General features: G+C 61.3%; 15 protein-coding genes. 5 read left to right on the top strand and 10 right to left on the bottom strand.

Annotation, left to right across the window (positions count from 1 at the left end; all coding sequences use genetic code 11):
* Positions 1 to 86: 86 nt before the first annotated feature.
* Entirely contained in the window at positions 87 to 2,192 is a 2,106-nt protein-coding gene (locus tag ASD02_RS18175) for a TonB-dependent hemoglobin/transferrin/lactoferrin family receptor (RefSeq protein ID WP_025427975.1), read from the bottom strand.
* A 295-nt stretch (positions 2,193 to 2,487) separates the two neighbouring features.
* Between ASD02_RS18175 and ASD02_RS37145 the strand changes: the two genes are divergently transcribed.
* Positions 2,488 to 3,432 (top strand): extensin family protein, encoded by a 945-nt coding sequence (locus tag ASD02_RS37145; protein WP_025427976.1) that lies wholly within the window; start codon positions 2,488 to 2,490, stop codon positions 3,430 to 3,432.
* A 96-nt stretch (positions 3,433 to 3,528) separates the two neighbouring features.
* On the opposite strand, the gene ASD02_RS18165 is transcribed toward ASD02_RS37145, so the two are convergent.
* A complete protein-coding gene (locus tag ASD02_RS18165) occupies positions 3,529 to 3,981 on the bottom strand; it encodes a YiiD C-terminal domain-containing protein (RefSeq protein ID WP_025427977.1) in 453 nt (150 codons plus the stop codon).
* A 228-nt stretch (positions 3,982 to 4,209) separates the two neighbouring features.
* Here ASD02_RS18165 and ASD02_RS18160 point away from each other — a divergent pair, with 228 nt between their 5' ends.
* The gene (locus ASD02_RS18160) at positions 4,210 to 4,716 is read left to right on the top strand and encodes a DUF1993 domain-containing protein (protein ID WP_057258474.1); all 507 of its coding nucleotides are present in this window, start codon (positions 4,210 to 4,212) and stop codon (positions 4,714 to 4,716) included.
* Between the two features lie 306 nt (positions 4,717 to 5,022).
* Here the strand turns inward: ASD02_RS18160 and ASD02_RS18155 are convergent, their stop codons facing one another.
* From ASD02_RS18155 to ASD02_RS18120, 8 genes are all read right to left on the bottom strand, one after another.
* Positions 5,023 to 6,702 carry a formate--tetrahydrofolate ligase gene (locus tag ASD02_RS18155; RefSeq protein WP_025427979.1) on the bottom strand — a complete coding sequence of 560 codons (1,680 nt, stop codon included), beginning with the start codon at positions 6,700 to 6,702 and terminating at the stop codon, positions 5,023 to 5,025.
* A gap of 122 nt (positions 6,703 to 6,824) precedes the next feature.
* Positions 6,825 to 8,048, bottom strand: a complete 1,224-nt coding sequence (locus ASD02_RS18150; RefSeq protein ID WP_025427980.1) for a DUF2333 family protein — start codon at positions 8,046 to 8,048, stop codon at positions 6,825 to 6,827.
* Between the two features lie 3 nt (positions 8,049 to 8,051).
* Complete coding sequence (locus ASD02_RS18145) at positions 8,052 to 9,341, bottom strand: DUF6638 family protein (RefSeq protein WP_025427981.1); 1,290 nt, start codon at positions 9,339 to 9,341, stop codon at positions 8,052 to 8,054.
* 19 nt (positions 9,342 to 9,360) lie between these two features.
* Positions 9,361 to 11,277 carry an AAA family ATPase gene (locus tag ASD02_RS18140; protein ID WP_057221003.1) on the bottom strand — a complete coding sequence of 639 codons (1,917 nt, stop codon included), beginning with the start codon at positions 11,275 to 11,277 and terminating at the stop codon, positions 9,361 to 9,363.
* A gap of 2 nt (positions 11,278 to 11,279) precedes the next feature.
* Positions 11,280 to 12,428: a hypothetical protein gene (locus ASD02_RS18135; protein ID WP_025427983.1), complete on the bottom strand. Its 1,149-nt coding sequence runs from the start codon at positions 12,426 to 12,428 to the stop codon at positions 11,280 to 11,282.
* Between the two features lie 72 nt (positions 12,429 to 12,500).
* The gene (locus tag ASD02_RS18130; protein WP_057205736.1) at positions 12,501 to 13,589 is read right to left on the bottom strand and encodes a hypothetical protein; all 1,089 of its coding nucleotides are present in this window, start codon (positions 13,587 to 13,589) and stop codon (positions 12,501 to 12,503) included.
* 165 nt (positions 13,590 to 13,754) lie between these two features.
* Positions 13,755 to 14,141, bottom strand: a complete 387-nt coding sequence (locus tag ASD02_RS18125; protein WP_025427985.1) for a cytochrome c family protein — start codon at positions 14,139 to 14,141, stop codon at positions 13,755 to 13,757.
* A 170-nt stretch (positions 14,142 to 14,311) separates the two neighbouring features.
* Positions 14,312 to 14,905, bottom strand: a complete 594-nt coding sequence (locus ASD02_RS18120) for a thymidine kinase (RefSeq protein ID WP_025427986.1) — start codon at positions 14,903 to 14,905, stop codon at positions 14,312 to 14,314.
* Between the two features lie 270 nt (positions 14,906 to 15,175).
* Between ASD02_RS18120 and ASD02_RS18115 the strand changes: the two genes are divergently transcribed.
* From ASD02_RS18115 to choV, 3 genes are all read left to right on the top strand, one after another.
* Entirely contained in the window at positions 15,176 to 16,132 is a 957-nt protein-coding gene (locus tag ASD02_RS18115) for a choline ABC transporter substrate-binding protein (protein WP_025427987.1), read from the top strand.
* A gap of 81 nt (positions 16,133 to 16,213) precedes the next feature.
* Positions 16,214 to 17,059 (top strand): choline ABC transporter permease subunit, encoded by an 846-nt coding sequence (gene choW / locus ASD02_RS18110; RefSeq protein ID WP_025427988.1) that lies wholly within the window; start codon positions 16,214 to 16,216, stop codon positions 17,057 to 17,059.
* Complete coding sequence (gene choV / locus ASD02_RS18105; protein ID WP_025427989.1) at positions 17,056 to 18,105, top strand: choline ABC transporter ATP-binding protein; 1,050 nt, start codon at positions 17,056 to 17,058, stop codon at positions 18,103 to 18,105. The genes choW and choV overlap by 4 nt, the downstream gene beginning before the upstream one ends.
* The last annotated feature ends 73 nt before the right edge of the window (positions 18,106 to 18,178 follow it).

Below are 18,178 nucleotides of genomic sequence, written 5' to 3'. Positions count from 1 at the left end.
CAAGCGGGAAAAAGTGCCGCCGCAGGAGCAAAAGAAAAGGCGGCCACGAAGGGCCGCCTTTCCGACTGGAGCTCGTCTGCGATCGATCAGAACTTGGCCTTCGCCGTGACCAGGAAGGTCCGGCCGCGACCGGTGTCGATCGTGCTGCCGGCAATGGTGCTCGACGACGGCGTGTAGGCCTTGTCGAACAGGTTCGTGACCGTTGCCGTCACTTCGAAGCCATTCTCGAACTTGTAGTTCGCGAACATATCGACCAGCCCGTAACCCGGAACGGTCGGCGGCGTGCGGTTGATCGCACCGACGTCGGCGCTCGAAACCGCGTAGAAGCGCGTGCCGACCGTCAGGCGCTGATCTTCGAGGAAGCGGGCGCCGAGCGTCGCGCTGACGATAGTGTCCGGCAGGTAGGTCTGCACGCCGAAACCGTTGATCTGCGATGGCAGTTTGCTGTCGGTATAGGTATAGGCGAGGTCGCCGAAGACGAAGCCTGCATCATAGGCCGCCTGCAGTTCGAAGCCCTGAACCGTCGACGTGCCAGGGTTGTTGACGAAGAAGATCTGGCGACCGCCACCAAGCATTGCCGCGGTGATGTAGTTGTCGATCCTGTTGTGGAAGTAGTTGGCCTTCACACGCAGGCTATCGCTGGAGTCGAGCAGACCGTCGAAGGAGAAGTTGGCACCAACTTCCCAGCCCTTGGAGATTTCAGGCTCCAGGAACGGATTGGGGAAGAAGGACTGACCGCTAGAGCCCGGGTGTGTTCCACCGGCAAAGGTTTCGTTGACCGTCGGCGGGCGCGAGGTCTCTGCGTAGGTCACGTAGGGCTGGAACCAGTCCGTAGGGTTGAGCGCAAGCGTGATGCTCGGATTGAGGTGTCCATCGGACTTGTCAACTGTGTAGGGACCTGCCGGAAGGCCGATCGGGTTGCCGGCGACAACGGCGCCCGAGCCGTCGAGGCTGTAGTGGTCGTAGCGCAGCCCGGCCGTCAGGTCGGCGATACCGTAGGTGAAGGTCGTCGTGCTGAAGACGCCGGTCGTGGCATTGCGACCGCCACCGTTGACACCACCGCTCGGCCGCGCCGTGCTGTTGATGACGTCGTAATCATCGCGGAAATACTCGACGCCGTAATTGGCCCTGACCGCAACGTCACCAAGATCGAACAGCGAGGTGTTGGAGATGTCGAAGCCCTTGCCGGTGTCGATGATCTGACGGCCGGCGGCAGTACCGCCACCTCTGACGTCGGTGTCGTACTTCATCTTCAACCGGTTCCAATAGGCGTTGGCGCGGAAATCTATGAGTTCGTTGTCTGGCGTATAGGAATAGCTTGCGGCCAGCGTCTGGTTCTTCACGTTCTGGAAGTAGGAGTTGGCGAAGAAGTCATTGTCATAGGTGATGCCGCTGAACTTGAAGGTATGATCCTCATCCGGCGTAATCTCGAACTTCAGCATGCCAGACAGCAGGTCTTCCTCGGTATAGGGCACCTGAACGCCATTGCCGTTGTCGTAATTGCCAGGGTCGGCCTTGCTGATACCGCCCAGTACCGAAAAGACGTCGTTGAAGCGGTAGGCGCCGATCAGCGATTCCGACCAGCCGGCACCGTTGGTGCCATAGGTGGCGGAGGCAATGCCGCCATAGGTCTTGCCGTCCTGGATCAGGTCTTCGATGTCATAGGTCCTAAAGTTGACCGAGCCGGCCAATGCGCCACCGCCGACACCGGTGACGGCGCCGCGGGTGACGTCGATCTCGGACAGGAACGCCGGGTCGAAATAGGCGAGACCTTGCGCTTCGTGACCGGTGAAGCGGAAGTTCTGGCGCACGCCGTCGATCATCATGTTGACGCGACCGGAACCTTCGAAGCCGCGAATGTTGACGGCCACACCCGGGTTCTGCGGATTGTTCGCCGTCGACGTGCCGGGAACACCGCGCAGCAGGTCATCGGTTTCAAGCCCGGACTGCAGGTCGATCTGGTCGGTCGTCACCACGCTGACCGGGCCGGCCTTTGCATAGGGGTCGCTGGTGCGCGCGCCCTTGACGACGATCGGCGAAAGGAAGGTCTCGCCCTTCTTGGCGGCCTCGGCATTCTGTTCGTTTGCCTTCGGCGCGGTCGTCGCGGTCTGCGCGAAGGCACCAGAGGCGGCGGAAAGAGCAAGTGTAGTCGTGCACGCCAAAAGTGCCAGGCGACGGTGCCGGTTGAGCATGGACCAATCCTTTTGAATTCATGGGCCGGGCTTGCTGTTGAGCGGCGAACTCAAGGGGCTGGCTGGGCGTGGGGTTCGAATACGTGGCGACATTGCGTCGCCTCATTTATGCCGCATAAAAAACATGACTATTATTGTCAAGATAGAAACGCCTCCCCAACAATTTATGGGATCGTCCCAATTCGGGGCGTTGCCGAACTGCAACGCTCTTTGCATCAAGCCGATGAAACCAGATGGCTTCCCATGCGTTCCTCCCCGTCGAGGCCTGCCCTCGCGGACATGTGAAAGGAAACGCATGCGTTGCCATATCCCCCTGATTTTCCTGTCGACATTGCTCCTCACAGGCGCGAGCCTTCCCAAAACCGGCCCCCTTCCCCTACCCAAACCACCTGCGGACGCACAGGCCGAGGCGCCGGTACCCGCTCCTGAAAAGAAGCCGGAAACGCGGGTGAAGGAAGGTGACGAAGACAAGGACCAGCAGCCTCCCAGCGGTCAACAGGGCAGCCAAGCGCCAACGCCTGAGCCGAAGCCGGCGGAAGGCACAGAAACTGAGAAGGACGGCGACAAGGGAGCCGACGGCAAGAAGGGCGACGCCGCCAGCGAGGAGAAGACCACGGACAAGCCGACTGACTACAAGGCGGAAGAGCCCCCCGTCATCTACCCGCCGGTCGAAAACGAGAACCCGACCGAATACGCCAAGTGCCTATCGGAGCTGAAAGCATTGGGTGCCGTTTTCACCGAAGCCAAGCGGATCGACGATGGCAAGGGCTGCGGCATCGACAAGCCGCTTGATGTGACAAGCGTGTTGCCCGACGTGAAACTGGCGCCGAAGGGGCTGATGCGCTGCGAGGCGGCGTTGGCATTGGCGCGCTGGACCAAGGAAGCAGTACAGCCGGCGGCCGACGTGGCGTTTGCCAAGGGTACGACCGTCAAGATGTTGAACCAGGCCTCCACCTATATCTGCCGCCTGCGCAACAACGCCCCGACAGGCAAGATCTCAGAGCATGCCCACGGCAACGCCGTCGACATCGCTTCGTTCACGCTCAGCGACGGCAAGACCATCGAGATCCAGCCTCGCGACGAGGATGGCACCATGACCGGCGCCTTCCAGCGTGCGATCACCGCTTCGGCCTGCCTGTATTTCAAGACCGTGCTCGATCCGGGCAGCGACGCGGCGCATGAGACGCACCTGCATCTCGACGTGATCGAGCGCGGGAACGGATATCGTTACTGCCGATAGAGCGTTTCCGCCTTGTACGGAGTCGCTGAACCGCTCTATCGTTTTGCTTCACGCATTTCCTGACGGAAAACCGCTTCGCGCCTTATCTGGAACGCTTTAATCCGCACCATAGCCAAGGGCGACGAACTCGCCTTCGAAACGCCCGGCAAGCTCACCGTCATCCAGCAACTCGGCGGCAACGACGATCCTTGCCCTGCCCCGACGGTGAAACAGCCGCAGGAAGCTCGGCCATTGCCCCATGTCCGCAAGGGTTGACCGAGAGGAGAATGCACCGGCAACCGGCTTCAGATACTCCATCCGGTTGCTCTGGATCACGAGGCGGGCCGGAACGCCCGCGTGCGTCAGCCGCACGTGCAGCAGCGACCAGGCGGCAAGGATGGAGAGTGCGGAGGCACTGCCGCCGAACACCGTTTCGCGATGATTGATGTTGGGAGCGAGCGGCGCAGATAGCCGCACGTGCTCATCAATCGCTTCGTCGACATGAACCTGCATCGCTGCCGAAAGCGGAATATGGGCGTGAAGATAAGCTTCAAGGTCCAACGGGGTCATGGCGGCTCAGATCGATTTTGCTCACATCGTATCGGTGGGCAGGCACTCGCAACATCAGCACGGACGCACTGATCAGGACAATACCCTCTCCCTTTCGTCACCATCAAGCGAGCAACCCGCACGGCTTGCACGGCAACAAAGGTGGCGTAGATACCTTGCAGGATCAGGTTTCCTTCCCCAGATAGCAGCCCAGGAATATCACTGCCCCCCAAGCCCGAGGAAACCTCCATGGCGCTCACAATGTACAGGCTCTCCGTTCCCACCTTCGTCCATGGCTTCAATGTCCTCGGCAAATTGCTCGACAAGGCCGAGGCCCATGCCGGCGAAACCGGTCTTTCGCTCGACGATCTGGTCAACGCCCGACTGGTCGCCGACATGCTGCCGCTTGCAGGCCAGGTGCAGCGCGCCAGCGACACGTCAAAGGGCACCATCGCCCGGCTGACCGCGCTCGAGGTGCCGAGCTTTCCCGATGAGGAGAAGACGTTCGGGGAACTGCGCGAGCGCATCGGCAAGACCGTCGCATTCCTGGAGACCGTTCGACCGTCCGATCTCGACGGCAGCGAAACCCGCGAGGTCACCCTGACCTTCACCAAGCTGAAGATGACGTTGAGCGGCGAGGACTATCTGTTGAAATTCGTGCTGCCGAACTTCTATTTCCACCTGACCACGGCCTACGACATTCTCCGCCATAAGGGCGTTCCCGTCGGCAAGGCGGACTTCATCAGCCTCGACTGAGACGTGGCGCCTCGGGAAGCGAAACGGGAGCGGAAACGCTTTAAAATCAATCCATAACGCCTCAAATCGATCTCGGTTTGAGGCGTTATGCCTACAGCGCCGCGCGTCTTGTTAGACGCGCCAAGGTCGCTGTAGCGCTTTAAATTGCCGCTGCTTTTATCCCTAAATCGAATGCGATTTACGGAAACTTACAGTAGCCGGGAGCTCAAGCGTTTCCGATTTAGACGGAATCGCATAAGCGCTCTATCTCTTTGTTTTTACGCATTTCCTGACGGAAAACCGCTTCGCACTTTTCCTGGAACTGCTCTAGAACAGGCCTTCGATATAGCCCTGCTGATTGAGGTAGATCTTCTCCGATGACGGCACCTTCGGCAGGCCCGGCATCGTCATGATTTCGCCGGTGATGACGACGATGAAGCCGGCGCCGGCGGCAAGCCGCACTTCGCGGATCGGCACCGTGTGGCCCGTCGGCGCGCCGCGCAGGTTCGGGTCGGTCGAAAACGAATATTGCGTCTTGGCCATGCAGATCGGCAGGTGGCCGTAGCCCTGATCCTCCCAGGTGCGCAATTGATCACGCACCGACTTGTCGGCGATCACTTCGCTGGCGTGGTAGATGTCCTTGGCGATCGTCTCGATTTTGTGGAACAGCGGCATCTCGTCGGGATAGAGCGGCGAAAACTGCGAGTGGCCGCCTTCGGCGAGTGCTGCTACCTTTCGCGCCAGTTCCTCGATGCCTACAGAACCTTCGGCCCAGTGGCGGCAGAGCACGGCCTCTGCACCGAGCGTTGCGACATAGTCCTTGATTGCCTGCACCTCGGCCTCGGTATCGGAGGTGAAGTGATTGATCGCGACGATCGCAGGCACGCCGAACTTCTTGACGTTCTGGACGTGGCGGCCGAGGTTGGCGCAGCCTTTGCGCAGCGCCTCGAGGTTCTCCTTGCCGAGATCGTCCTTCTTGACGCCGCCATTCATCTTGATGGCGCGCACGGTGGCGACGATGACGGCGGCATCGGGCTTGAGCCCGGCCTTGCGACATTTGATGTCGAAGAATTTTTCCGCGCCGAGATCGGCGCCGAAGCCGGCTTCGGTTACCACGTAATCTGCGAGTTTCAGCGCCGTGGTCGTCGCGATCACCGAGTTGCAGCCATGGGCAATATTGGCGAACGGGCCGCCGTGCACGAAGGCCGGATTGTTCTCCAGCGTCTGCACCAGGTTCGGCTGCATCGCATCCTTCAACAGCACGGTCATCGCCCCGTCCGCCTTGATATCGCGGGCAAGGACCGGGCTCTTGTCACGCCGGTAGCCGATGATGATGTTGCCGAGGCGCTTTTCCAGGTCCTTCAGATCCATCGAAAGGCAAAGGATCGCCATGACCTCGGAAGCAACTGTGATGTCGAAACCGGTCTCGCGCGGATAACCGTTGGCAACGCCGCCGAGCGAGCCGACGATGTTGCGCAGCGCCCGATCGTTCATGTCCATCACCCGTCGCCAGGAAATGCGCCGGATGTCGATGTTCTGCTCGTTGCCCCAATAGATATGGTTGTCGAGCAGCGCCGCAAGCAGGTTGTGGGCGGATGTGATGGCGTGGAAATCGCCGGTGAAATGAAGGTTCATGTCCTCCATCGGCACCACCTGGGCGTAGCCGCCGCCGGCCGCCCCACCCTTGACGCCGAAACAGGGGCCGAGCGACGCCTCGCGGATGCAGACGATCGCCTTCTTGCCGATGCGGTTGAGGCCGTCGCCGAGACCGACCGTCGTCGTCGTCTTGCCCTCGCCGGCGGGCGTCGGATTGATCGCGGTCACCAGGATCAGATGGCCGTTCTTGCGGTCCTTCTGTGCAGCAATGAATTCCGCGCCGATCTTTGCCTTGTCATGGCCGTAGGGCAGCAGATGCTCCGGCGGAATGCCGAGCTTTGCACCGATCTCCAGGATCGGCCTCTTCTTCGCGGCACGCGCGATTTCGATATCGGACTTGACCTCCACCATGGGTTTTCCCCTCCCCCCAAGCTGCATTTCTGTGCCTGACCCCATTCGGGATGAGGCGTTTCTTGCACCTTCGCCGGAAGGCACGACTCCGGCTGGAGCTGCCGCCCATCAGGCGCTGATCTTTATCGCGCGAGAATGTCGCGCATCTCGACGATGTTGGAGCGCACCCGCAGGATATAGAAGCCCATGGTCGCCAGATGCGTCGGCATGATCCAGCCGGCCTCTTCGCCGTTGGAGATGATGAACGGCTGGATGCGAAGTGCCGAGCGCAGCTGCTTGATCGTTTCCGTCCAGATCGGCGTCAGGCCGCGCTGGGCGACGACGTTCTCGAAGTCGGCGCCGGCAGCCGAAAGGATGCCGTAGTAACCGTAGAGCTGTCCGTAGGCGAACCAGAAACGGTCGTCGGCACGCGTGTCGAACCAGCCGCCATTGTGGTTTTCCGAGCGCTCGCGAATGATCGCCGAGGTGTTGCCGAGATCGTTGGCGATGCGGTCGAGGAACTCCACCAGGTTATCGGCGCGACCGTCAAAGACGGCATCGCACTTGGCAAGCGTGGTGTTGAAGGTGCGCATGTCCCGCATGGCAGCGCGATAGAAGCTCGGTGTCGGGGTCTTCGGGCCAAACGGATTGAGGCCGAAGTACCAGGTCTCCTCGTCGAACTGGATGTTGCCACGCGCCCGCTGCAGATCGTTGTTGATGCCTGACGTGCCGCGAACGCGACCGAGTGAATCGACCAGTTCAACCGAGGTACGGCGAACCGCCTGGTTGATGCCGCGCTGGAACGATGCCTTGTTGTCGAGCCAAGGCGTATCGTCCCAATCGAGGCCGAAGAAGCCGACCTTGTAGAGCAGCATCGACGAAATCCAGGCATTCTCATTGACGTTGAAATCGATGAGATCGGCCGCGACATCGACGATCGCCGAGGTCTGGCACTGGGTCCCGGCGGGCAGTTGCACGGCGGCAAGTGCCTCAGGCGTAACTTCGGCCGGCGGCGTAACCGCGGCCGCCTGGTTGGCTGCCGCTGCGCCGGTCGTCGTTTGTCCGGTCGTGACACCGGGCCCCGCCACAGGCGAACCCGCCGGCACCTTGCGCTCGGCGAGCTTGTAGCGATCAACATAGTCGGCATCGAAATTCGTCCAGGCCTGGGTCTGCCAGATGAAATAGCCGTAGAAGAAGATCAGGCCGAGCAGGATGATGCCGATCGGCCCCTTGATGATCCAGTTGCGCTGGCGATACCAGTTTCCAAGCGCAACGAACGGCCACAGCAGCCAGGCAACGGCCAGGCCGATGCCGCGACCGATCGCGGTAAAGACACGCTGGAAAAACGCGACGATCGGATCAAACATGTCCTATTCCTCTCTGAGGCCGTAAAGCTTGCGGCGGAAGGCCGCCTTGTCCTTGAGATATGTGCCGGTCAAGGTCGTCACAACATATTCCCTGAACTTTTCGCTGTAACGCTCGTAGGCGTCATAAAACCCCTGCTTGTCGAAGACGAAGCGGGAAACGAAATCGCGGGGAACGAGCTGGGCGATCAAGCGGTTGACCAGCCACTGATCGGGATGAACGGGCGCGGCCCTCACCAGCATGAAGCGGTTTGCCGGCGCGACATCCTGCATCCGGATGCTGCCCGTCGTCTGCACCATGCGCTGCATCTCCTGCAGGAAGGGATAGGTGGCATCCTGGGCAACGAGTGCCGCGTTGCGATGCATCCAGGTCTGCAGCCAGATCCGGTCGGCGCGGGCAAGATCCGTCGTCGGATCGGCATCGTTGATCAAACCGCGCACCACCATGTCGGCGCGATGCTGGTAGAGCCCTGAGTCCTCGACCCAGGACGCCTGGGGCAGTTGCAACCGCTTTGTCGAGGCCAGGAAATCGTAGATGCGGGCGTGATCGTCGATCGCGATGTAGCTGACCTGCCAGGGCCGCGACCGGCGGAAACCGGGGACCGACGGGTCGCAGATGACGGTCGTCGTCTTCTCGTCGAGGAAGACATAGACGCCGCCGAAGTGATTGGCCCAGAAGGCATCGTGGCGGAAAACCAGCTGATCCGGCACCAGCGCGTTCTGGCGGATGTCGCCCGTCACCTTCGCCAGTTCGACCATGCGGTTCAGCATCTCGTCATCAGTCCAGGCGGTCGGCACCTTCTTCAGTCGGTCGACCAGGCTCCTGAGTTCGGCCGCCTTGCCCAGCATGTCTTCTGCGGAAAGCACCCGGAAGCGCACCTCGTTGATCGACAGCAGATCATCGATGTCGTCGACGATGGAAACCGAATCCTCGATCTCGCCGTAGAGTGCATCCTTGATCGTCACTGCGTTGATCGCCCGACTGTTGGCGTTGAAGAACTCGTGCATCAACGCCGCCGTGTTGGAAAAGCTTGTGTGCACCACCGGCAGTTCCGCCTGATCCGGCGTCATGATGATGAAACGGCGGTTCACCCGGTTGGGGTCGAGATAGTCGCGATCGCCAAGCTCGTCGGCAATCTCCGGCGAGAACCCCGTCATGTCGATGCTGAAGCGTTCCAGCGCCGTCGGACGCAGGCCAAAGCCCTCCAGCGCCTTGTTGTAGCGCGCGATCAGATGCGGCTCGGCGATATCGAGCAGGCGTCCATAGATAAGCTCGGCTTCGAGCAGACGTTTCATAGCTCAGCGCTCCCCGCCATCAGCCCTGCCACCGGCCGTCGCGTTTCATCGCCTCGATCTCGCGGATCGCCTTTTCGCGCTGGCGCTCGCGGCGGATGATGTCGGTGACGGCGGCATCGTCCGACTTGTCGGTGTAGCGGAATTCGCTGTCGGCGTAGCGGTTGATTTCCTGCAGCACCATCTCGATGGTGATCGGGCCGCGAAGCGCCTCGATCATCGCTTTCTTCTCGTCATAGCCCTTGTGCATGAACGAGCCGGCATCCTTGAACCAGTCGTCGGGCAATTCGACGTCCATCGCCCTGAGCTTGACCGCGTCGGTGATGTTCTTGATCGCCCGGCCGGTAAAGCGCGGCTCTGCCTCCTTGATCATGTGCAGATAGGCGCCGACATCGGCAAGCGTGGCAAGCGCGCCCTTCTCCTTCTGGTACCGCTCCCAGACGGAAACCAGCCCCTCCTCCTGCGGTCGCGAATGCGCCCCGTAGGATTGCGACACGGCGCGCTTGATCTCCTGTCCCTCGAACAGCGCGTGCTCGCCGAGTGGGATCTTGTGGTTCTTGCCGACGAGCAGCGCGAAGATGTCGATATAGTCGTCTTCCGTCTGCGGCCCGTCGACCAGCCAGCGGGCGCCGGCGCGCTGGCGCAGCGCATCGTCGACATTCTCGGGATAGTTGGAGAACATGCCGAAGGTGCAGTTGCCGCGCACCACCGTCGATGCGCCGGCAAAGCTTTCCATCAGCACCGCCGTCACCTCGTGCTGGCCGGCCGATGCCCGGTCGTCGGAGCGCTTGGCCGCAACCTGGTCGACATCGTCGATGGTGCCGAAGCCGATGGCGCGCGGGTTGATGACGTTGTTGACGAACTCCTTGCAGTTCTGGCCCGATTTGCCCTGATAGGAGGAGATCTGGTCGACGCCGAAGTTTTCGTAGTGGAAGGCGTAGCCGGCGATCTCGCAATATTCGTTGAGCATGCCGGCGAGCATCTGGATCAGGATCGTCTTGCCGGTGCCCGGCATGCCGTCGCCGATAAAGGTGAACAGGAAGCCGCCAAGTTCGACGAACGGGTTCATCTGTCGGTCGAAGTCATAGGCCATCAGCATCTTGGCAAGCTTCAGCGCCTGATACTTGGCGATATGGTTGCCGATGATCTCTTCCGGTTTCTTGAAGGTCATCACCAGCGGCTTGCGCTTCTGGCCGGGCGCGACGTCGAAGCCGTTCAGGGTGAAGTCGTCCTGGTCGAGCCGGATATGCACGTTCTCGAAGCTCTGCAGGCCGGTAAAGCGGCCCTTGCGCGCAATAAGCCCTTCGATGGCAACGCGCGAAAACGCACGGGCACGCGCCGTCAGCGCCAAATCGTCGGCCGCACCGGAAATGCTGCGGTCGAGCGCCGCGATCAGCCCCTTCAGGGCATCCTGCGGCGTATCGAACAGGAAGTCCGGCTCGACGGCATCGTCCACCGGCTCGCCCTCGCCCGACAGCGTCGAGCCGAGATAGGCGGCCAGCGTGAAGGCGGAGATATAGGCGGAAGCGTTGAGCAGCGCCTTGAACTGGTTGGCGTCCTCGCCGGCAAGCGGCGCGGTCGTGTTGCGCGCCTGCAGCTGTTCGAGGTTCGTCTGGCGCGCGAAGACGTCGGCGACAGCCAGCGCCACCTGGATGCCGCGACGGGTCCTGTAGAGAACCGCATGCTGCGCCGGCGACAGCATCTGGTCGCCCTGCCGCACCGCCTGAACCGTGCGCGCAAGCTCGACCTCGCGGGTGCGGCGCTGGCCGCCGGTCGAAACCGTCGAAACAAACCGTCGCCCGGTGCCGGCGAGCGGTGTGCCGGCTGATCCCTCGTCCCGCTCGAGGATCACCAGCTTGGTCACCAGCCCCTGCGCGACCGCCTGGTGCTTGGCGATCTCGTCCTCGTGCAGCGTCGTCAGACCGGTATTGAGCGTCATGCTTAAACCTCGCTCACGACCTGGTTTCCGGAGATGACATGCACCTTGTAGTCACCGAACACCTGGGCCGCCTCGCCCGATGCATAGAGCGCCTGATAGGCGTCGTGCGGCACCAGCGCATGTTTCTCGTAGGACGAAACGCCCATGCGCGTGGCCTCCAGATTGTCGGTGTCGATGTGGAATTCCTCCTGCGCCGGCGTCGTCGACCAGAAGCCGCGCTGTGCGGCGCGTTCGGCCTTCGAAAACACCTCCTGCACGGTCCAGGTCAAGAGCCAGGCATTTTCGGGCTTGCGCACCTTGGACAGGATCTCGTTGATCTTCGCATTGTTCTCGGTGATCCCGGCCGAATAGAACGGGCCAAGCACGATGCGCCGCAACTGCTTGGGGTGCAGCTCGGGGAAATCCTTGTCCATATTGGTCGCGATCGTCACCGGCGTCAGCGAGTAGGTGCTGTTCTTAGAGGCGAAATCATCGAAGCGGCTGGCAAGCTCCGGATTGAGCAGGCCGCCGACCGGCAGCGGAATCTCGACCTGTGGGTTGAGCTTGCCATCCGCGGTGACGAGCATCTCGACGATCTTCTCGGAGGAATCCTCGATCGTCGCCATATAGACCATCGGCAGGGTCTGGGTGCCGTCGAAGGCGCCCCAGCTCACGATGTAATAGGGCCGCATCGTCTTCGGGTTGACGGCAACGCGGATCGTTTCCGGCAGGATGAACGGCGAAAAAATCTCGCCCTTGCCGATCTGCTCGAGATAGAGCCGCTCGGCCATGCGCGACTGCAGCGCCTCAGGAAAAGCCTTCTGCCTAAGGATGAAGTCGGCCATCTCCTCGCGCAGGGCATCGGCCGAGGGAATATCCGCAAGCCGCTTCGGCGCCGCCTGGCGGTCGTTTTCCAGTTCGAGCACGTTCTGGAAAACCGGGAAGCCGCTCTCGGCCCGGGAGATCCTGAACTGATCGACGAAGCCGATGCGGTTCTCCCAGCAGGCGATCGAAGCTTTCAGCCGGGCGAGATAGGGAACGATCACCTCACCGACCACCGTATTGCGATAGAGCGGCGAATTGCGGTCACCGAGAAACAGCTCGAGCCCGGCAAGAGCCGAATGGATCGAGGCGAAATACTGCGTCACGGCGGGGGATGCAGCCACTTTCATGCCGTTCCCCCTGGCGCGTGCCGCAAGGCAAACTCGGACCCTATCATGTGCATGCCCGTGCCCTGCCGCCGATCACTGCTTCACGTAGTTGGCGGTGTTGTGCTTGTCCATGACCGTCTGGAAGCGTCGGGCAAACGCATCGTCGGCCAGCTTCTTGCGGCGCTGGATATCCTGCGTCGACAGCATGTTCTTCTCGTGCATTTCGAGCAAGTCGCCGATATGGCGCTGGGCAGCGGCGCCGATGCCCGCCATCGTCTCTTCCGCTGCCGTATCGACCTGGCTTCCGAGCGTATTGATCTTGTGGGCGACATCCTGCTGGGCGGCGGTCTTCAACGAATCCTCGAGCGCCTTGTAGAGCACGATGCGCTGCTCGGTATCGATCGTCAGCTTGTTGATCAGAGTGTTTTGTGCGGCGATCTGGTTGTTGAGCGAATCGACGAAGGTCTGGAACATCGAGGTGTAGCGCTCGAGCGTCTGGCTCTCGGCCAGCAGCTCCTGCTCCTTCGCCTGCTTCTCGTTGTATTCCGTCGCCAGCGCCGAGCGCTCGCCTTCAAGCTCGGTGCGCACCTTCTGCTCGGTCGACGCAGCAATGCGGTTCTCGATGTCGAGCAGCAGCGGGTTGAGCTCCTCGATACGCTTCTGCACCGCTTCGAGATTGGACATCGTGCCCTTGCGGCGCTCGATCACCTGGATCAGGCTCTGCTCGGAGGTCTTGTAGCGCTGGTCGAGGATCGACTTCTGGTCCTTGAGGATGCCGACGATGGTATCGGATTTCGACAGCAGCTCCTGCAGGTTGCCGGCGAGCGACATGTTGCGCACCCGGTCGGTGCGCATGCGCTGCATCTTCTGCTTGGAGAACATGCCGATGAATTTCTCGTAGCCGGTATAGTTCTTCATGCTCTCGAATTCGGAGCCGAAGACGTTGGTCGCATCTTCGAGCCCGATGATCAGGTCGGCGATGTTGGCCTCCATCACCTTCTGCTGGCTGATGACGTCCTGGATGCGGGCGTTCTCGATATCGAAATTGACGTCGCCGAGCTTGGTCTCGGCCTTGGCGAATTGCTCCAGCACGACGCCGGATTGCTCAAGCTTGCCGCGCATCTGCTCGACAACGCTTTTCGTCTTCTCGATTTCCGCGTCAAAATTCTGAAGAGTCGCCATATCATCCCCCTGGATCGGTTGAGGCAACAGATGCCATCCGGGCCAAATTGTTCAGCCTTCGATTGCAGGTATATAAAGGGTGTTTATCGAAAGAGAACAAGCCTCGCCGGCCGGCTTTTTTGGTCAGCCGTCCCGTCGAAGTGATTGAGATATCGAAGGCATTGCCTATTTGGCCGCGGATGGGTCCTTGAGATAGGCGATGACGTCGGCAATGTCCTGCGGCTTCTTCAGCCCGGCAAAGCTCATCTTGGTGCCGCCGACCATCGCCTTGGGGCTGAGGAGATATTCGCTCATCGTCGCTTCGTCCCAGACATGCCCCTCGGATCCGAAGGCCTTCATCGCTTCCGAATAGCTGTAGCTGGAGACCGAGGCGGCCGGACGGCCGATCACGCCCATCAGGCTCGGCCCCACCCTATTGTTGGGCTCGGTCGCCGTGTGGCAGGCGCCGCATTTACGGAAGACTGATGCCCCCGCCTTGGCGTCACCGCCAGCATGGCCGGGCGTCGCTCCGAGACAGAGACAGAGCAGAAGATAGGGAAGCAGACGCGGCATCGCGAACCTCATCGGGGAAAACCGGGATCAGCATGGCATCCAGAATGCGTGGCTTTCAAGACGCCATGCAGTCGCACCGCGATGCCGCGCGTCCGATAGAACGAGCGAAGGATGCTGTAGCACTGCAAACTCGCGGCATAACGCCCTGAATCGAATCCGGTTTATCGGCTTCAGGCGGGGTCGCAGCGCATCTTGTCTTCCCAATGGCGCCGGCAATAGGAGACATATTTCTCGTTGCCGCCGACCTCGACCTGGGCGCCTTCGCGAACGACGTTGCCCTGCCCGTCGAGACGGACGACCATGGTCGCCTTGCGGCCGCAGTCGCAGATCGTGCGCACTTCGCGCAGCTCGTCGGCAATGGCCAGCAGCGCCATCGAGCCCGGAAAAAGCTTGCCTTGGAAATCGGTGCGCAACCCGTAGGCCATGACGGGAACGCCGATGCGGTCGGCGACCCGCGCCAGCTGCCAGACCTGCTCCTCGTCGAGAAACTGCGCTTCGTCGACGAAGACGCAGGCAATCTGGCCCGCACCATCGGTGTTGAGCTTTTCGATCAACGCGTAGAGATCGTCGCCACCGTGGAACGGAATGGCATCCGCATCGAGGCCGATGCGTGACGAAATGCGCCCGGTGCCGGCACGGTCGTCGAACGCTGCGATCAGCATGACGACGCGCATGCCGCGTTCCTGGTAGTTGTAGGATGCCTGCAGCAGCAATGTGCTCTTGCCCGCATTCATCGTCGCATAGCTGAAATAGAGTTTGGCCATATCCTGCCGTTCCCGGAAATCGTCTTGCCGGTTCATGACGAGGCTTGGGCCCGAAGGCCAGAGCCCGTTTGCGCGACCCACAGTTTTTCGCCCAACTTGACCATTTCGTGGGCATTGCGACATTCTGCGTCGCAGCGTGCATCCCGTCCGCGTATTGACGCAATACACTTCCTTCGACATCAAAGCGCTTGAATTCGCTATCCAATGGTGTTTGGCTAAAGCTCCAATGTGTTTGGCTAAAACAATAATAGAGGCAGGGGAACGACAACGATGAACAAAGCACTCTCTCTCAAATTCATGCTCGCGGGCGCCGTTTCGGTGGCTGCCCTTGTTGCCGGAAACGCCGCGGCAGCCGAGCCTGAAAACTGTGGCACCGTCCGGTTCTCCGACGTCGGATGGACCGATATCACCGCCACCACCGCTACGGTTTCCGCTGTCCTCAAGGGCCTGGGCTACGAGACGGATATCAAGGTTCTCTCCGTTCCGGTCACCTACACCTCGCTCAAAAACAAGGACATCGACATCTTCCTCGGCAACTGGATGCCGACCCAGGAAAACGACGTGCGCCCCTATCTCGACGACAAGTCGGTCGAATCCTTCGGACCGAACCTCGAAGGCGCGAAATACACGCTGGCGACCAACGCCAAGGGTGCCGAACTCGGCATCAAGGACTTCAAGGACATCGCCACCAAGAAGGACGCGCTCGAGGGCAAGATCTACGGCATCGAGCCGGGCAATGACGGCAACCGCCTGATCATCGACATGGTCGACAAGGACACCTTCGGGCTCAAGGGTTTCGAAGTTGTCGAATCCTCCGAACAGGGCATGCTGGCTCAGGTCGCCCGCTCCGAGAAGGATGGCGCGCCGATCGTGTTCCTCGGCTGGGAACCGCATCCGATGAACGCCAATTTCAAGCTCACCTATCTCTCCGGCGGCGACGACATCTTCGGCGCCAATTTCGGCGGCGCCAGCGTCTTTACCAATGTGCGCGCCGGCTACACCACCGAATGCCCTAATGTCGGCAAGCTGCTCACGAACCTCAAGTTCTCGCTGCAGATGGAAAACGAGATCATGGGCAAGATCCTGAATGACGGCAAGGAGCCGGACGCTGCCGCAACGGAATGGCTGAAGGCCAACCCGACGGCGATCGACCCATGGCTTGCCGGCGTCACGACCAAGGATGGCGGCGAAGGTCTCGCCGCTGTCAAGACCGCGCTCGGGCTCTGACCGGCAGCAAGGCGGGGGAAGTCCCCGCCTTTTTTCACCGCATCGCGCGATAGTGTTGATCTGACGAGACGGATTCACCCTGTGGAATTTCTGACAGAATACCGCATTCCCATTGGCGGCTGGGCCAAGGCGTTCGTCGACTGGCTGACGACGAACTTCGAGTTGTTCTTCGACCAGCTCGCTCGCTTCCTGTCCGGCGTCGTCGGCGTTCTGCTTTATATCTTGCAGACGCCGCACCCGCTGATCGTCGTTGCGGTTATCACCGCACTCGCCTGGTGGTTCCGCCGTTCGCTCGGCGTGACACTGTTCACCGGCCTCGGATTGCTGCTGATCATCAATCAGGGCTACTGGAAGGAAACGACGGAAACGCTGGCGCTGGTGCTGGCGGCCAGCGTCGTCAGCATGGCCGTCGGCGTTCCGCTCGGCATTGCCGCCGCGCGCCGGGCCTGGGTCTACTCCGTCATGCGGCCGATCCTCGACCTGATGCAGACGATCCCGACCTTCGTCTATCTGATCCCCGCGCTCATTCTCTTCGGTCTCGGCATGGTGCCGGGCCTGATCGCAACGGTGATCTTCGCCATTCCCGCACCGATCCGCCTCACCCGTCTCGGCATCATCTCGACGCCGCCCTCGCTGGTGGAGGCGGCACAGGCCTTCGGCGCGACACCCGGCCAGGTGCTGCGCAAGGTCGAGCTTCCCTTCGCCATGCCGCAGATCATGGCGGGCCTTACCCAGACGATCATGCTCTCCCTGTCGATGGTGGTCATCGCCGCACTCGTCGGCGCCAACGGCCTTGGCGTTCCCGTGCTTCGCGCACTGAACTCGGTGAACGTCGCCAAGGGTTTCGAGGCTGGTCTCTGCATCGTCATCCTCGCCATCATCCTCGACCGCCTGTTCCGCTCGTCCGACGAAGGAGAGGGTGCATGACCGACGCCGTCGTTTTCAAGAATGTCGACATCATCTTCGGCAACAATCCGCAGACCGCGCTCCAGATGGTTGACCAGGGCAAGACCCGTGACGAAATCGGCGCCGCAACCGGCCTGGTGCTGGGTGTCGCCGGTGCGTCGCTCGCGATCAACGAGGGTGAAATCCTCGTGTTGATGGGGCTGTCAGGCTCTGGCAAGTCGACGCTGCTCCGCGCCGTCAACGGCCTTGCGCCCGTCGTTCGCGGCGAGGTCGAGGTCAAGACCGCAAACGGGCCGCTCAACCCCTATCGCACCACACCAAAGTCGCTGCGCGACTTCCGCATGCACACTGTGTCGATGGTGTTCCAGCAGTTCGCGCTCTTGCCCTGGCGCACCGTCGCCGACAATGTCGGCTTCGGCCTAGAGCTTGCCGGCATGCCCGACGCGGAACGCAAGGCCCGCGTCGGCGAGCAGCTAGAGCTCGTCAACCTGACGAAGTGGGCCGACCGCAAGGTCAACGAGCTTTCAGGCGGCATGCAACAGCGTGTCGGTCTTGCCCGCGCCTTTGCAACCGGCGCGCCGATCCTCCTGATGGATGAACCGTTCTCGGCCCTCGACCCGCTGATCCGCACCCGGCTTCAGGACGAACTGCTCGAATTCCAGCGCCGCCTGAAGAAGACAATCGTCTTCGTCAGCCATGACCTCGACGAGGCGTTCCGCATCGGCAACCGCATCGCCATCATGGAAGGTGGCCGCATCATCCAGTGCGGAACCCCGCAGGACATCGTCAGAAACCCGGCGAACCAGTATGTCGCCGATTTCGTCCAGCACATGAACCCGATCAGCATGCTGACGGCAAAGGACGTGATGCAGACCGGCATCCAACGCGGAGCGGCCGTGGCCGGCGTGACGGCGACCGCCAAGCCGACGACGCCGCTCGTCGATATCCTCGACGCCATGTCCCGACAGCCGGGCAGCGTCGGCGTCGTCGACAACGGCTCCGTCGTCGGCACGATCAACGCGCAAAACATCGTTGAAGGCCTGACGCGACACCGCAACAAAAGTTGACGAAAACGCACAAGAAGCCAATAAAAGCCCGGCACCAGTTCCGGGCTTTTTCGTCTGGAACCGCGCTTGAATT

The organism is Ensifer sp. Root1252 (assembly GCF_001425885.1).
Taxonomy (GTDB): Bacteria; Pseudomonadota; Alphaproteobacteria; order Rhizobiales; family Rhizobiaceae; genus Ensifer; species Ensifer canadensis.
Note: the sequence above shows the minus strand (reverse complement) of the source record. Positions and strands in the feature narration are given on the sequence as shown.

Excerpts from the sequence above, each read along its gene's own strand:
- ASD02_RS18120 (WP_025427986.1), bottom strand. The coding sequence starts at position 14,905 with ATGGCCAAACTCTATTTCAGCTATGCGACGATGAATGCGGGCAAGAGC.
- ASD02_RS18175 (WP_025427975.1), bottom strand. The coding sequence starts at position 2,192 with ATGCTCAACCGGCACCGTCGCCTGGCACTTTTGGCGTGCACGACTACA.
- ASD02_RS18130 (WP_057205736.1), bottom strand. The coding sequence starts at position 13,589 with ATGGCGACTCTTCAGAATTTTGACGCGGAAATCGAGAAGACGAAAAGC.
- ASD02_RS18150 (WP_025427980.1), bottom strand. The coding sequence starts at position 8,048 with ATGTTTGATCCGATCGTCGCGTTTTTCCAGCGTGTCTTTACCGCGATC.
- ASD02_RS18165 (WP_025427977.1), bottom strand. The coding sequence starts at position 3,981 with ATGACCCCGTTGGACCTTGAAGCTTATCTTCACGCCCATATTCCGCTT.
- ASD02_RS18160 (WP_057258474.1), top strand. The coding sequence starts at position 4,210 with ATGGCGCTCACAATGTACAGGCTCTCCGTTCCCACCTTCGTCCATGGC.
- ASD02_RS18115 (WP_025427987.1), top strand. The coding sequence starts at position 15,176 with ATGAACAAAGCACTCTCTCTCAAATTCATGCTCGCGGGCGCCGTTTCG.
- ASD02_RS18145 (WP_025427981.1), bottom strand. The coding sequence starts at position 9,341 with ATGAAACGTCTGCTCGAAGCCGAGCTTATCTATGGACGCCTGCTCGAT.
- ASD02_RS18125 (WP_025427985.1), bottom strand. The coding sequence starts at position 14,141 with ATGCCGCGTCTGCTTCCCTATCTTCTGCTCTGTCTCTGTCTCGGAGCG.
- ASD02_RS37145 (WP_025427976.1), top strand. The coding sequence starts at position 2,488 with ATGCGTTGCCATATCCCCCTGATTTTCCTGTCGACATTGCTCCTCACA.
- ASD02_RS18155 (WP_025427979.1), bottom strand. The coding sequence starts at position 6,702 with ATGGTGGAGGTCAAGTCCGATATCGAAATCGCGCGTGCCGCGAAGAAG.
- ASD02_RS18140 (WP_057221003.1), bottom strand. The coding sequence starts at position 11,277 with ATGACGCTCAATACCGGTCTGACGACGCTGCACGAGGACGAGATCGCC.
- ASD02_RS18135 (WP_025427983.1), bottom strand. The coding sequence starts at position 12,428 with ATGAAAGTGGCTGCATCCCCCGCCGTGACGCAGTATTTCGCCTCGATC.
- choV (WP_025427989.1), top strand. The coding sequence starts at position 17,056 with ATGACCGACGCCGTCGTTTTCAAGAATGTCGACATCATCTTCGGCAAC.